Origin of the sequence: Kitasatospora sp. NPDC101235 (genome assembly GCF_044767505.1) — a bacterium.
Taxonomy (GTDB): domain Bacteria; phylum Actinomycetota; class Actinomycetes; order Streptomycetales; family Streptomycetaceae; genus Kitasatospora.
The window spans coordinates 226852-241683 of record NZ_JBIWNZ010000002.1 but is presented as its reverse complement, the minus strand read 5'-3'; the positions used below and the strand labels follow the sequence as shown (position 1 = coordinate 241683).

At 68.5% G+C, this 14832-nt stretch carries 12 protein-coding genes; 1 reads left to right on the top strand and 11 read right to left on the bottom strand.

Annotation, left to right across the window (positions count from 1 at the left end; genetic code table 11):
* Positions 1-76: 76 nt before the first annotated feature.
* On the top strand, positions 77-1789 hold the full coding sequence (locus tag ACIRRH_RS04520; protein ID WP_403061649.1) for an ABC transporter family substrate-binding protein: 1713 nt from the start codon (positions 77-79) through the stop codon (positions 1787-1789).
* 18 nt (positions 1790-1807) lie between these two features.
* Here the strand turns inward: ACIRRH_RS04520 and ACIRRH_RS04515 are convergent, their stop codons facing one another.
* From ACIRRH_RS04515 to ACIRRH_RS04465, 11 genes are all read right to left on the bottom strand, one after another.
* Positions 1808-2857, bottom strand: a complete 1050-nt coding sequence (locus ACIRRH_RS04515) for an ABC transporter ATP-binding protein (protein WP_403061646.1) — start codon at positions 2855-2857, stop codon at positions 1808-1810.
* Positions 2858-3011: 154 nt separating this feature from the next.
* The gene (locus ACIRRH_RS04510; protein ID WP_403061643.1) at positions 3012-4199 is read right to left on the bottom strand and encodes an ABC transporter ATP-binding protein; all 1188 of its coding nucleotides are present in this window, start codon (positions 4197-4199) and stop codon (positions 3012-3014) included.
* On the bottom strand, positions 4189-5241 hold the full coding sequence (locus ACIRRH_RS04505; RefSeq protein ID WP_403061640.1) for an ABC transporter ATP-binding protein: 1053 nt from the start codon (positions 5239-5241) through the stop codon (positions 4189-4191). The genes ACIRRH_RS04510 and ACIRRH_RS04505 overlap by 11 nt, the downstream gene beginning before the upstream one ends.
* 16 nt (positions 5242-5257) lie before the next feature.
* Positions 5258-6172 (bottom strand): ABC transporter permease, encoded by a 915-nt coding sequence (locus tag ACIRRH_RS04500; RefSeq protein WP_403062405.1) that lies wholly within the window; start codon positions 6170-6172, stop codon positions 5258-5260.
* Between the two features lie 76 nt (positions 6173-6248).
* On the bottom strand, positions 6249-7175 hold the full coding sequence (locus tag ACIRRH_RS04495) for an ABC transporter permease (protein WP_403061637.1): 927 nt from the start codon (positions 7173-7175) through the stop codon (positions 6249-6251).
* Positions 7176-7286: 111 nt separating this feature from the next.
* Positions 7287-8909: an ABC transporter substrate-binding protein gene (locus ACIRRH_RS04490; protein ID WP_403061634.1), complete on the bottom strand. Its 1623-nt coding sequence runs from the start codon at positions 8907-8909 to the stop codon at positions 7287-7289.
* A gap of 187 nt (positions 8910-9096) precedes the next feature.
* Complete coding sequence (locus ACIRRH_RS04485; protein ID WP_403061631.1) at positions 9097-10113, bottom strand: ABC transporter ATP-binding protein; 1017 nt, start codon at positions 10111-10113, stop codon at positions 9097-9099.
* Entirely contained in the window at positions 10106-11152 is a 1047-nt protein-coding gene (locus tag ACIRRH_RS04480; protein ID WP_403061628.1) for an ABC transporter ATP-binding protein, read from the bottom strand. The genes ACIRRH_RS04485 and ACIRRH_RS04480 overlap by 8 nt, the downstream gene beginning before the upstream one ends.
* Before the next feature lie 19 nt (positions 11153-11171).
* Positions 11172-12113, bottom strand: a complete 942-nt coding sequence (locus ACIRRH_RS04475) for an ABC transporter permease (RefSeq protein ID WP_403061625.1) — start codon at positions 12111-12113, stop codon at positions 11172-11174.
* Positions 12106-13050 carry an ABC transporter permease gene (locus ACIRRH_RS04470; RefSeq protein WP_403061622.1) on the bottom strand — a complete coding sequence of 315 codons (945 nt, stop codon included), beginning with the start codon at positions 13048-13050 and terminating at the stop codon, positions 12106-12108. The genes ACIRRH_RS04475 and ACIRRH_RS04470 overlap by 8 nt, the downstream gene beginning before the upstream one ends.
* 88 nt (positions 13051-13138) lie before the next feature.
* Positions 13139-14773 (bottom strand): ABC transporter substrate-binding protein, encoded by a 1635-nt coding sequence (locus ACIRRH_RS04465; protein ID WP_403061619.1) that lies wholly within the window; start codon positions 14771-14773, stop codon positions 13139-13141.
* Positions 14774-14832: the final 59 nt, after the last annotated feature.

The window sequence follows — 14832 nt, the reverse complement described above, 5'->3', positions numbered from 1 at the left end:
CCTCGACAACGACCCCTCCCGGTCAGCAAGATGTGACGCCACACCATCCGCCACATCCACCCCGGGGAGCACACCGATGCGCCGCCGCCTCCAGCACCACGGGACGGCCCTGCTCGCCGGTCTCACCGCCGTCACGCTCTCGCTGGCGCTCTGCTCCTGCACCGCCGGACAGGGCGGCGCCGGTGCCCTGCCGTCCGCCCCCGCGTCGCCCAAGCTCACCTCGATCGACATCAACCCGCACGACCGGGCCCAGTTGCGCCAGGGCGGCACCCTGAACCTGGCGATCGCCCAGTTCTCCCGCCAGTGGTCGCCGATCCACACCGACGGCAGCGAGTCCTCGACCGTCGCGGTCAGCAAGCCGCTGCTGCCGACCTTCTTCCGCTCGGACGCGGCCGGCACCCAGACCCCCAACCCGGCCTACCTGCAGGAGGCTCACGCCGACCTCAAGGACGGCCGGCAGGTGGTCACCTGGACCCTCAACCCGAAGGCCCACTGGTCCGACGGCACCCCGATCACCTGGCGTGACATCGAGGCCAACTGGCGTGCCCTGAACGGGAAGGACCCGGCCTACAAGTCCTCCAGCAACACCGGCTTCGAGCTGGTCTCCGCGGTCGAGCGCGGCAAGGACGACTTCCAGGCCGTGATGACCTTCGACCGCCCGTTCTCCGAGTGGCAGTCGATGTTCAACAGCGCCGGCAACGCCCCGCTGATGCCCGCCGGCCGGATCTCCACCCCGGACCTGTTCAACACCTCCTACCTCGACGCCATCCCGGTCACCGCCGGCCCGTTCAAGGTCGAGCAGCTGGACCGCGCCACCCAGGCCGTCACGCTGGTCGCCGACCCCTCCTGGTGGGGCGACAAGCCGGTGCTGGACCGAATCGTCTTCCACGCGATGCTGCCCGACGCGATGCCCGCCGCCTTCGCCAGGGGCGAGCTCGACCTCGTCAACAACGGTCCGGACGTGGTCGGTTACCAGGTCATCAAGAACACCAAGGGTGCGGTGGTGCGCCGGGCCGGCGGGCCGGACTTCCGCCAGTTCACCCTGAACGCCCGCACCCCCGCGCTCAGCGACGCGACCGTGCGCCAGGCCGTCTTCCAGGCGATCAACCGGGACGTGGTGATCCGCGGCGACCTCGGCGGCCTGGACTGGCCCGCCGTCCCGCTCAACAACCACCTGCTGGTCACCAACCAGAACGGGTACCGCGACAACTCCCTGGGCCTGGCCCGCTACGACCCCGCCGAGGCCGCCCGCAAGCTGGACTCGGCCGGCTGGAAGCTGGACGGCGACGTGCGGAAGAAGGACGGCCGCGAGCTGAACCTGCGGATGGTCGTCCCGGCCGGCGTCACCCCGGCCCAGGCCGAGGCCGCCAACGCCACCAGGATGCTCAAGGACGTGGGCATCAAGGTCACCACGGTGACCGCCCCCGCCAACGAGTTCTTCGACAAGTACGTCAACCGCAACGACTTCGACATCGCCGCCTACTCGCTGCTCGGCACCCCCTTCCCGGCCAGCGGCAACCGCGCCAACTTCGTCCAGAGCGGCGGCACCAACCACGTCGGCGCGGGCAGCCCGGCGGTGGACGCCGCGCTCGACCGGGCCGCCGCCGCGACCGACGCGGCCACCGCCTCCGAGGCGATCAACCAGGCCGACGGCGAGCTCTGGAAGGTGGCCGGCGTCCTGCCGCTCTACCAGCGCCCGCAGCTGTTCGGGGCCCGCGCCGACCTCGCCAACATCGGCGCGCAGGGCCTGTCCGACATCGTCTGGGAGAACGTCGGTTTCGTGAAGTAGCCGCCGGCCGGGCGGGCCTCAGCCGTGCAGCGTCTCGCGCCAGTAGTGGCAGGCGCTGCGGCGGCCCTCCAGCTCCGCCCCGTGTTCGCTGGTCACCGGTGTCAGCGGCGGGAGTTCGGTGCGGCAGCGGTCCTGCGCGCGGTCGCAGCGGGGGTTGAAGGCGCAGCCCTCCGGGATCCGCAGCAGGCTCGGCGGCAGGCCCTTGATGGTGTGCAGGCTCCGGCCCTTCTGATCCAGCCGGGGGATCGAGTCCAGCAGGCCCCTGGTGTACGGGTGCGCGGGCCGGGCGTACAGCTCCCGCACCGGGGCCGTCTCGACGATCCGGCCCGCGTACATCACCGCGATCTTGTCCGCGACGTCGGCGACCACACCCAGGTCGTGGGTGATCAGGATCAGGCCCATGTTGTACTCGGCCTGCAGCTCGGCGAGCAGGTCCATCACCTGCGCCTGGACGGTGACGTCCAGGGCGGTGGTGGGCTCGTCCGCGATGATCAGGTCCGGCTCCAGCGCCAGCGCCATCGCGATCATGATCCGCTGACGCATGCCGCCCGAGAACTGGTGCGGGAAGTCGCCGGCCCGCTGCCGGGCGGCCGGGATGCGCACCCGCTCCATCAGCTCGACGGCCTTCTCCTTGGCCTCCGCGCGGAAGACCCCCCGGTGCACCCGGAACATCTCGCCGAGCTGGTAGCCCACGCTGAGCACCGGGTTCAGTGCGGACAGCGCGTCCTGGAAGATCATCGCGATGTGCCCGCCCCGGATCGACCGCCGGGCGTTGTCGCTCATGGTCAGCAGGTCCTCACCGCGGAACAGGATCCGGCCCGAGGTGATCCGCCCCGGCGGCATGTCCAGGATGCCCATCACCGCCTGCGCCGTCACCGACTTGCCCGACCCGGACTCCCCCAGCACCGCCAGCGTCTCCCCGGCCGCGACGGAGTAGCTCACCCCGTTGACGGCCCTGGCGACGCCGTCCCGGGTGTGGAACTCCACATGCAGGTCGTCGACCTCCAGCAGCGGCGTCCCGGGCTCCAGGCTCCCCCGACCACCGCCGATCACCTCCACCGCGTCCATCAGAGCAGCCCTCCTCGGCACCACGGCGTCCACTGCTGGGCGCAGAGCAACTATCAAGGAACGGGCGGCACTTGGCGAGTCTGCGGCAGATCTCTTTTCCGTCACGGGAAAGGGTGCGCCCCCGCCTGCGGGGACGCGCCCAGGTCCTGGCCCCTCAGCCGTCGCCCTGTTCGTCGCCCTGCTCGGCCTCGCGCTCCGCCGCGCCCTGCTCGACCTCGCGCTCCGCCGCGCCCTGCTCAATCTCGCGCTCCGCCGCGCTCTGCCCGATCTCGCGCTCCGCCGCGAAGTGACACGCCGAATCGTGCCGCGCCGCCCCGTCCAGCCAGGACGGCGCCGCCAGCAGCGGCACCTCGACCGCACACCGCTGCTGCGCCTTCCAGCAGCGGGTGCGGAAGCGGCAGCCGGACGGCGGGTTGGCCGGCGAGGGCACGTCGCCGGTGAGCACGATCCGGTCCCGCGTCTCCCGCGCCATCGGGTCCGGCACCGGCACCGCGGAGAGCAGCGCCTGGGTGTACGGGTGGGTCGCGTGGTCGTAGATCTCCGCGTCGCTGCCGATCTCGACCAGCTTCCCCAGGTACATCACCCCGACCCGGTCCGAGATGTGCCGGACGATCGAGAGGTCGTGCGCGATGAACATGTACGACAGGTTGAACTCGCCCTGCAGCCGCTCCAGCAGGTTGATCACCTGCGCCTGCACCGAGACGTCCAGCGCCGACACCGGCTCGTCGCAGATGATGACCTCCGGCTTGAGCGCCAGCCCCCGGGCGATGCCGATGCGCTGGCGCTGACCGCCGGAGAACTGGTGCGGATAGCGGTTGATGTACTCCGGGTTGAGCCCCACGACGTCCAGCAGGTCCTGGACGGCCTTGCGGCGGTCGCCCTTCGGCGCCGCCCCGGGGTGGATCTCGAACGGCTCACCGATGATGTCGCCGACCGTCATGCGCGGGTTGAGCGAGGTGTACGGGTCCTGGAACACCATCTGGATGTTCCGGCGGACGGCCTTCAGCGCCGAGCCGGAGAGCCGGGAGATCTCCTCCCCCTTGTAGCGGACCGAGCCCCCGGTGGCCGGTTCCAGGTTCATCAGCACCTTGGCCAGCGTGGACTTCCCGCAGCCGGACTCGCCGACGATGCCGAGCGTCTCGCCCTGCATCAGGTCGAAGCTGACCCCGTCGACGGCCTTGACCGCGCCGACCTGCTTCTTGAACAGGACGCCCTTGGTCAACGGGAAGTGCTTGACCAGGTCCCGGACTTCGAGGATCGGCTCGCCGCGCGGCACCTCCCGCTCGAAGACGACCTCCTCCGGCACCACCGCGCCCAGCGTGCCGGCCCCGTCAACGGTCATGGAGGGTCTCCTTCCAGAAGAAGCAGGCGCTGCCGCGCCCCTCCAGCGGCGTCCCGTCGTCCTCGGTGACCGGGAAGAGCTCCGGCACCTCGGCCCGGCAGATGTCCTGCGCGCGAGGGCAGCGCGGGTTGAAAGCGCAGCCCTTGGGAATCCGCAGCAGGTTGGGCGGCAGGCCCTTGATCGCGTAGAGCTCCTGGCCCTTCTGGTCGAGCCGGGGAATGGAGTCCAGCAGGCCCCGGGTGTACGGGTGGGCCGGGCGCGCGTACAGCTCGTGCACCGGGGCCGTCTCGACGATCCGGCCCGCGTACATCACCGCGATCTTGTCCGCGACGTCGGCCACCACGCCCAGGTCGTGGGTGATCAGGATGAGCCCCATGTGGAACTCGGCCTGCAGCTCGGCCAGCAGGTCCATCACCTGGGCCTGCACGGTCACGTCCAGCGCCGTGGTGGGCTCGTCCGCGATGATCAGGTCCGGCTCCAGCGCCAGCGCCATCGCGATCATGATCCGCTGACGCATGCCGCCGGAGAACTGGTGCGGGTAGTCGTTCACCCGGTCCTTGGCCGCCGGGATGCGCACCCGCTCCATCAGCTCGACGGCCTTCGCCTTGGCCTCCGCGCGGGAGGCCCCCCGGTGGGCACGGAACATCTCGCCGAGCTGGAAGCCCACCGACAGCACCGGGTTCAGCGCGGACAGCGCGTCCTGGAAGATCATCGCGATCCGCCCGCCGCGGATCCTCCGCCGTTCCTCCTTGCTCATCTTGAGCATGTCCCGGCCCCGGAAGCGGATCTCGCCGCGCGGGATCCGGGCCGGCGGCATGTCCAGGATGCCCATGACCGCCTGGGCGGTCACCGACTTGCCGGAGCCGGACTCCCCCAGCACCGCCAGCGTCTCCCCGGCCGCGACGGAGTAGCTCACCCCGTTCACGGCCCTGGCGACGCCGTCCCGGGTGACGAACTCGACGTGCAGGTCCCGCACGTCGAGCAGCGGCCCTTCGTACGGTGTCCGCCGCTCGTACTCGGCGGTGTCCGCCGCTGTACTCACGATGTGCTCCCCTCGCTCAGCGAAGCTTCGGATCGAGGGCGTCGCGCACCGCGTCGCCCATCATGATGAAGGCCAGCACGGTGACGGAGAGTGCCGCGGCCGGGAAGAACATCACGTACGGCGCGGTCCGGATCACCTTCTGGGCGGAGGAGATGTCGATGCCCCAGGAGATGGTCGGCTCCTGCAGGCCGATGCCGAGGAAGCTCAGCGTCGCCTCGGTCGCGATGTAGCCGCCGAGCGCGATGGTCGCCACCACGATCACCGGCGCGACCGCGTTCGGCAGGATGTGCCGGAACATCAGCCGTCCGGTCCCGGCTCCGAGCGCCCGGCCCGCCACCACGTAGTCGGACTGTTTGACGGTCAGCACCGCGCCGCGCATGACGCGGGCGATCTGGGTCCAGCCGAGGACGGCCAGGGCGACCACCACGGTCCACACCGTGCGGACGGTGAAGGCGTTCAGCAGCACCAGGGCGCCGAGCAGCAGCGGGATGCCGAAGAAGATGTCGACGATCCGGGAGAGCACCGCGTCGACGGCCCCGCCGTAGTACCCGGCGACCATTCCGGTCAGCCCGCCGAGCAGGGTGACCGCGGCGGTCACGAAGATGCCGACGGTGATCGAGGCCCGGGCACCGTAGACCACCCGGGCGTAGATGGACCGGCCCTGCGCGTCGTAGCCGAACCAGCCGGCGCCGAAGAAGTCCGTCCAGTCCGGCCGCTTGAGGTAGTCGTGCACCAGGTCGGCCCTGCGCGGGTTGGCGTCGGTGAACGCCCAGGGGAAGACCGCCATGACCACCAGCAGCACGATCAGCACGACCGAGAGCAGGAAGATCGGCCGTCGGCGCAGGTCCCGCCAGGCGTCGCCCCAGAGACTGCGGGCCTCCTCCCGCTTCTCCACGTCGGGTTCGACCAGGGTCTCCTGCTCCACCGCCATGCCCTGCTCCCCCGCGTAGTCGAGACGGGAGACGCCCGGCTTGGGGTGCGGTTCGTACGAGTCCTCGTCGTGGATGTCAGGCATAGCGGATCCTCGGGTCCAGGACCGCGTAGAGCAGGTCGACGAGCAGGCTGGCGACCAAGTAGATGATCACCAGGACGGTCACGATGCCGACCACGGTCGGGCCTTCCTTCTGGTTGATCGCCCGGTACAGGACGTTGCCGATGCCCTGCACGTTGAAGATGCCCTCGGTGACGATCGCCCCGCCCATCAGCGCGCCGAGGTCGGTGCCGAGGAAGGTGATCACCGGGATGAGCGAGTTGCGCAACAGGTGGCGGGAGATGATGGTCCGTCGGGGAAGCCCCTTGGCGGTGGCGGTCCGGATGTAGTCGGCCCGCAGGTTCTCGCCGATGGAGGTCCGGGCGAGCCGGGCGACGTACGCGAGCGAGAGCGAGCCCAGGACGATCGCCGGCAGGATCAGCTGGGAGAGGTCGTAGCTGTCCTGCACCGTCGGCGTGACCCAGCCCAGGTTGGTGGCGAACACGGTCTGCGCGATGTAGGCCAGCACGAAGACCGGGATCGAGATCACCACCAGGGTCAGGATCAGCACCAGGGTGTCCGCGATGCTGCCGCGCTTCAGCCCGGAGAGCACGCCGAAGGCGAGGCCCACGACCATCTCGAAGACGAAGGCCAGCAGCGCCAGCCGGATGGTGACCGGGAAGGCGTCCGCCATGATGTCGGAGACCGGGCGACCGGTGAAGCTGGTGCCGAAGTCCCCCTGGAAGAGGTTCCCCATGTAGTGCAGGTACTGCTTCCAGAGCGGCTGGTCCAGGTAGTACGTGTGCTTGATGCTCGCGACCACGGACGGGTCGGCGGCCTTCTCCCCGAACAGCGCGACCACCGGGTCGCCCGGCAGCGTGTAGACCATCACGAAGATCAGCAGCGTGGTGCCGAAGAACACCGGGATCATCTGCAGCACCCGCCGCAGCACGTAACTGCCCATCCGAGCCTCCTTCCTAGGTGCCCGACCGGCCGGGCCGGCAGGCCGGGAGACCGCGCCCCGCTCTCCGTGCGGGAAGGGCGGGGCCGGCCGAGGGGATCAGAGCCCGGGGATTCAGCCCTTGACCTCGACCTGCGTCCAGGCCGGGTTGCCGAAGGAGTCGAACTTCACGTTCTGCACCTTGGTCGAGTAGCCCGAGTTGGTGCGGTAGTACCAGAGCGGGATGGCCGGCATGCCGCTCGGCAGCACCGCCTCGGCCTGCTGGTAGCCGGTCACCGTGTCGGCGACGCTGGCGGCCTCGTCGGCCCGGGTCGCCGCCTGGTCGAACTGCGGGCTGCTGTACCCGGTGTCGTTGGACGCGGCACCGGTGCGGTAGACGTCGGCCAGGAAGTTGGCGTTCAGCGGGTAGTCCTGCACCCAGCCGGTCCGGAAGGCGCCGTTGAGCTGGTGCGCGGTGATGGCCTGCCGGGCCGTCTTGAAGTCGGGCTTCGGGTCGCCCAGGCAGTCGACGCCGGTGGTCTGCCGGATCGAGTTGCAGACCGCGTCGACCCACTCCTTGTGGCCGCCGTCCGCGTTGTAGGTGATCAGCACCTTGTTGCCCGGGACGCCGCCGCCCTGCTGGATCAGCTGCTTGGCCTTGGCGGGGTCGAAGGTGCAGAAGTCCCCGCAGGTGCCCGCCTTGTAGCCCTCGACGCCCTCGGCCACCCAGGCGCTGGCCGGCGCCCGGGAGCCCTGCAGCACCGTCTTGGTGATGGTCGGCCGGTCGATCGCCATCGACAGGCCCTGGCGCACCTGGGCCTTCTCCGGCGCCGCCCAGTCGGCCTGGTAGAGCGTGAAGCCGATGTTCTGGATGGCGCCCTGCGGGGCGTCCACCGCCCGGTCGCCGAGGTCGCTCTTGTACGTCGACAGCGCGGACGGCGGCACCTGGTCCATCACGTCCAGGTTGTTGGACTGGAGGTCGGCGTAGGCGGCCTCGGACGTGGTGTACATCTTGAAGACGATGCCGCCGTTCTTCGGCTTGTCCACGCCCTGGTAGTCCGGGAAGGCCTTGGTGACCACCTGGGTGTTGTGCGACCAACTGACGAACTGGTACGGGCCGTTGCCCACCGGCTTCTGCCCGTACCCGGCCGGGTCCTTGAAGAAGCCCTCGGGCAGCGGCGAGAAGGCGATGTAGCCGAGCTTGTACTCGAAGTACGAGACCTTGTGGTTCAGCTTGACGGTGAAGTGCAGGTCGTCGGCGACGGTCAGCCCGGACAGCTTGTCCGTGGTGGGCTGGCCGGAGGCCGGGTGGACGTCCTGGTAGCCCTCGATGTCGGAGAACCAGGAACTGTTGATCTGGTTGTTGGCGGGATTGGCGCCCCAGTTCCAGGCGTCGACGAAGTTCTGGGCGTGCACCGGGGTACCGTCGTGGAACTTCCAGCCGTCCTTCAGCGTGACGGTGTAGGTCTGGGAGTCGCTGGTGTCGATCTTGTCGGCGACCTGCATCCGGATCTTGGCGTTGCTCGGGTCGTAGTCGACCAGGCCCTTGAAGAGGTTCTGGATGATGCGACCGCCACCGACCTCGTTCGCGTTGGCGGGCTGCAGCGGGTTCTGCGGCTCGTTGCTCTGGTAGCTGAAGGTCTTGCTGGCGTCCGACGAGCTGCTGCCTCCTCCGCCACTGTTGCTGCACCCGGTGGCCACCAGGGCCACGGACGTCGCAACGGCGAGGACCCAACGAGCACGGGCGGCTACGGGCATGGAGGTCCCTCCTCATGGTGTGTGTCGCATCACACCCCATGAGAAGCGCGCCCCGACGACGGCGCGAGCCAGGTGCACCCGGACGGGTGCCGTGACCCCCTGCGGAGTTGACACAGTGCCGGATCGACCGAATGCCGGAAGGGCCCGCGGCGCGAACGCCACGGGCCCTTCCTGGGACCAGCAGGGGTCAGGCCGCGGCCTGCTCCCGGACCTCGGGGAAGTGGCAGGCCGACTCGTGCGCGGCCGGGCCCTCCAGCAGCGAGGGGACCGCGAGCAGCGGGACCTCCTCGGCGCACCGCTCCTCCGCCTTCCAGCAGCGGGTGCGGAAGCGGCAGCCGGACGGCGGGTTGGCCGGCGAGGGGATGTCCCCGTTGAGGATGATCCGCTCGCGGGACTCGCGCGCCGTCGGGTCCGGCACCGGCACCGCGGAGAGCAGCGCCTGGGTGTACGGATGCGTCGCGTTCTCGTAGATCTCCTCGTCCGAGCCGATCTCGATCATCTTGCCGAGGTACATCACGCCGACGCGGTCGGAGATGTGCCGGACGATGGAGAGGTCGTGCGCGATGAACATGTAGGAGAGGCCGAACTCGCCCTGCAGCTGCTCCAGCAGGTTGATCACCTGCGCCTGCACCGAGACGTCCAGTGCGGAGACCGGCTCGTCGCAGATGATGACTTCCGGCTTGAGCGCGAGACCGCGGGCGATGCCGATGCGCTGGCGCTGACCGCCGGAGAACTGGTGCGGGTACCGGTTGATGTACTCCGGGTTCAGACCCACGACGTCCAGCAGGTCCTGGACTGCCTTGCGGCGGTCGCCCTTGGGCGCCACCTCGGGGTGGATCTCGAACGGCTCACCGATGATGTCGCCGACCGTCATGCGCGGGTTGAGCGAGGTGTAGGGGTCCTGGAACACCATCTGGATGTTCCGGCGGACGGCCTTGAGGGCCGCACCCTGCAGCCTGGAGATGTCCTCGCCCTTGAACAGCACCTGACCGGAGGTGGCCCGCTCCAGGTTCATCAGCACCTTGGCCAGCGTGGACTTGCCACAGCCGGACTCGCCGACGATGCCGAGCGTCTCCCCCTTCTTCAGGTCGAAGGAGATGCCGTCGACCGCCTTGACCGCGCCGACCTGCTTCTTGAAGAGGATGCCCTGGGTCAGCGGGTAGTGCTTGACCAGGTCCTTGACCTCCAGGATGTTCTCAGCCATGGAGGGTCTCCTTCCAGAGGTGGCACGCGCTGCGGCGGCCGGTGAGCTCCTTGCCGTCCTTGTCCGTCACGTGGTGCAGCGTCGGGATCTCGGTGCGGCACAGGTCGGTGGCGACATCGCAGCGGGGGTTGAACGCGCAGCCGGCCGGAACCTTCAGCAGGTTCGGGGGCAGGCCCTTGATCGCGTACAGCTCCTGGCCCTTCTGGTCCAGGCGCGGGATGGAGCGGAGCAGGCCCTTGGTGTACGGGTGCGCGGGGTTCGCGTACAGCTCGTGCACCGGGGCGGTCTCGACGATCCGGCCCGCGTACATCACGGCGATCTTGTCCGCGACGTCGGCGACCACGCCCAGGTCGTGGGTGATCAGGATCAGGCCCATGTTGTACTCGGCCTGGAGCTCGGCGAGCAGGTCCATCACCTGCGCCTGGACGGTGACGTCCAGGGCGGTGGTGGGCTCGTCGGCGATGATCAGGTCCGGCTCCATGGAGAGCGCCATGGCGATCATGATGCGCTGGCGCATACCGCCGGAGAACTGGTGCGGGTAGTCGCCCACACGCTGCTTCGCGGCCGGGATGCGCACCCGCTCCATCAGCTCGATCGCCTTCTCCCGGGCCTCCTTGCGGGAGGCACCGCGGTGCACCCGGAACATCTCGCCGAGCTGGGCGCCGACGGTCATCACCGGGTTCAGCGAGGAGAGCGCGTCCTGGAAGATCATGGCGATCTTCTGGCCGCGGATCTGCCGGCGCTGCTCCTCCTTCATGGCGAGCATGTCCTCGCCGCGGAACAGGATCTGGCCCTGGCTGATCTTGCCGGGGGGCATGTCGAGGATGCCCATGATGGTCTGGGCGGTCACCGACTTGCCGGAGCCGGACTCGCCGAGCACCGCCAGGGTCTCACCGGCGGCGACGGAGTAGTTGACGCCGTTCACGGCCTTGGCGACGCCGTCCCGGGTGTGGAACTCCACGTGGAGGTCACGGACCTCCAGCAGCGGAGTGCCCACCTCGAGGCGGGTCTTCTGGTTCTTCTCGATCACGGTGGTCATCGGGTCGTCACCTCTTCTCTCAGCGAAGCTTCGGGTCGAGGGCGTCGCGCACCGCATCGCCGAGCATGATGAACGCCAGCACCGTGACGCTCAGCACGGCGGCCGGGAAGAGCAGCACGTGCGGCGCGTTCAGGAAGCGGGCCTGGGCGTCGCTGATCATCAGACCCCAGGAGATCTCCGGGGACTGCACGCCGATGCCCAGGTAGGACAGGGCCGCCTCGGCGCCGATGTAGACACCCAGGCTGATCGCCGCGACGACGATGACCGGCGCGATGGCGTTCGGCAGGATGTGCCGGAAGGTGATCCGGCCGCTGCCGGCGCCCAGCGCGCGGGCCGCCATCACGTAGTCGTTGTTCTTGTTGGCCAGCACCGAGGCGCGCATGATGCGGAAGATCTGCGGCCAGCCGAGCACGGCCATCACCAGGGAGACGGTGTAGGCGTTGCCCTGGCCGATCATCGACATGATCAGCATGCCGCCGAGCAGCAGCGGGATCGAGAAGAAGATCTCGGTGAAGCGCGACAGGACGCTGTCGACGATGCCGCCCTTCCAGCCGGCCAGCAGGCCGAGGAGGGAGCCGACCACGGTGACGGTGGCGGTGGTCAGGACACCGACGATGATCGAGTTGCGGGCGCCCCACAGCGTGCGGGTGTAGACGTCGCAGCCCTGGACGTCGAAGCCGAACCAGTGCTCGGCGCTCGGCCGCTTCAGCGAGTCGGCCAGGTTGCAGGCACCGCCCGCGAACGGGCTGCCGTCCGTGAACCACTGCGGTACCGCGGAGATGACCAGCAGGCAGAACACCAGCACGGCGCCGATGATGAAGACCGGGTTGCGGCGCAGGTCCCGCATCGCGTCGGACCAGAGGCTCGCGACGCGCTCCGGCTTCTCCTTCGCCGTGACGCCCTTCGCACCCTTGGCGCCGGACGGGGCCTCGGCGCTGTCCTTGTTGATGGTGTCACTCATAGCGGATCCTCGGGTCGAGCACGGCGTAGAGCAGGTCCACGAGCAGGGTGGTCACGAGGTAGATCAGCACCAGCAGCGTCACCACGCCGACGATGATCGTTCCCTGCTTCTGGTACACGGACTGGGCGAGCAGGCCGCCGATGCCGTGGATGTTGAAGATCCTCTCGGTGATGACCGCGCCACCCATCAGGCCACCGAGGTCGGCACCGAGGAACGTGACGATCGGGATCAGGGCGTTGCGCAGCGCGTGCTGGCCGATCACCCGACGACGCTTCAGGCCCTTGGCGACGGCGGTGCGGACGTAGTCCGCGCGCATGGTCTCCATCAGGCTGGTGCGGGTCAGTCGGGTGACGTACGCGAGCGACATCGAGGCCAGCACGAAGGCCGGCAGCAGGTACGCGCGGAGTCCGTCGTCCTCGTTGAAGGAGACGGTGAAGAACTCGATGCCGTAGTCGTTCTTCAGCTTCACACCCAGGACGAGCTGCAGCACGAAGCCGGTCACGAAGACCGGGATCGAGATGACGAACAGCGTGCTGAGCAGGATCAGCTGGTCCAGGAACTTGCCCTTGCGCAGGGCCGCCATGACACCGGCCAGGACACCGATGACCGCCTCCATGACGAAGGCGACCAGGGCGAGGTTCACGGTGTAGGGGAACGCGTCACCGATCATCTCGCTCACCGAACGACCGGTCAGGCTCTCACCCAGGTCACCCTGGAAGACGCCGGAGATGTAGTTCCAGTACTGCACCAGGAACGGGTCGTTCAGGTGGTACTTCTGGCGGATCATTTCCGCCACGATCGGGTCGGCTCGCTTCTCACCGGCCAACGCCTGCACCGGGTCGCCCGGCAGGTAGTGGACCAGGGCGTAGATCAGCAGCGTCGCGCCGAGCAGAACAGGGATCGCCTGTATCAGACGGCGGATGACATAGCGGCCCATCAGACCTCCATAATTTCTGGACAGGAAGGGAGGCGGGGGGACTCGGACTGTGGTCCGGTCCACCCGCCCCCTATCGTCTGATTACAGATCAGGCCAGCTCGACCTCGGCCAGGTTCATGTGCCCCTGAGCGTCGGTGTCAAAGTTCTTGATCTTCTTGGTGTAGGCGGCGGAGGACATGTAGGTGTACACCGGGATGTACGGCAGGTCCTGAACCAGGATGTCGTCCGCCTGCTGGTAGAGCTTCAGGCCTTCCTCGGGGGTCTTGGCCTGGTCGGCCTGCGACAGCAGGGTCTCGAACTGCTCGTTGACGTAACCGCCGTAGTTCGAGCCGCTCTCGATGGCGACCTTCGAGAAGATCGGGCGCAGGTAGTTCTCGATCGACGGGTAGTCCATCGACCAGGCCATGCGGAAGGCGCCCGAGTACTCCTTCTTGCCCAGCGCGTCGAGGATCTTGCCGAACTTCTCGAACGGCTTGAAGGTGACCTCGACGCCGAGGTTGGCCTTCAGCTGGTTGCCGACGGCCTCGATCCACTCCTTGTGGCCACCGTCGGCGTTGTAGCCCAGCTCGATGGTGTTGTTCGGGACACCACCGGCCTGGGTGAAGATCTCCTTGGCCTTGGCCGGGTCGTACTTGGCGGCGTCGCCCAGGGCGCCCTTGCGGTAGCCCTCGACCAGCGGGTTGACGAAGTCGTCGGCCGGGACGCGGGTGCCCGAGAAGATGGTCTTGGTGATGGCCTGGCGGTCGATCGCCATCGAGATCGCCTTGCGGATCTCCGGCTTGCCGTAGGTGGCCGGGTTGGTGGAGATCGGGAAGCCGATGTAGCCGACGCCGGACTCCGGCTTGTAGATGTAGCGGTCGCCGAACTCCTGGGCGACGGTGGACATCGCCGAGATCGGGAGCTTGTCGGTGGCCTGGATGTTGTCGGCCCGCAGGTCGTTGTACGCGGTGTCCAGGTTGTCGTAGATCTTGAAGGTCACGCCCGCGAGCTTCGCCTTGGTGTCGAAGCTCGGGAAGTTCTCGTAGCGCTTGACCTTGATCTGCTTGTTGTGCTCCCAGGCGCCGTCCATCTCGAACGGGCCGTTGCCGATCGGCTTCTCGCCGAAGGCCTTCGGGTCGCTGAAGAACGCCTTCGGCAGCGGGTAGAAGGCGTTGTAGCCCAGCATGGTCTTGAACTGGGAGAACGGCGCGCTCAGGGTGACGGTGAAGGTCTTGTCGTCGACGACCTTCAGGCCCTTGAGCTCCGTGGCGGTCGGCTTCTTGTCCTTGCCCGGGGCGAGCTCGTCGGCGCCCTCGATCTTGTTGAAGAACGGCATGCCCTCGGCGGCGTTGTCCTGGTTGGCACCCCAGTTCCAGGCGTCGACGAAGGACTGGGCGGTGACCTTCTCGCCGTTGTGGAAGGTGTAGCCGTCCTTGAGCTTGATCGTCCAGACCTTGCTGTCCGGGGACTCGATCGACTCGGCCACGCGCAGCTTCGGCGCGTTGGTCTTGCGGTCGTAGTCGACCAGGCCGGCGAAGACCGCGTTCAGGACCTCGGAACCCTCGGACTCCGCGGTGTTCTGCCCCACCAGGCCGTGCTGCGGCTCGCCGAGCTCGACGGCGATGGTGCCGCCGCCGGAAGCGGCCTTGCTGTCGCCACTCTTGGAGCTGGTGCTGCATGCGGTTGCCGCGAGGGCGATCGCGGTAGCCGCGACGAGCCACTTGGTCTGGGTTGCACCGCGCATGGGGGATGCCTCCTGAATTCGACTATCCGACGAGGAGAGCACGACAGGCGGTCGAAACC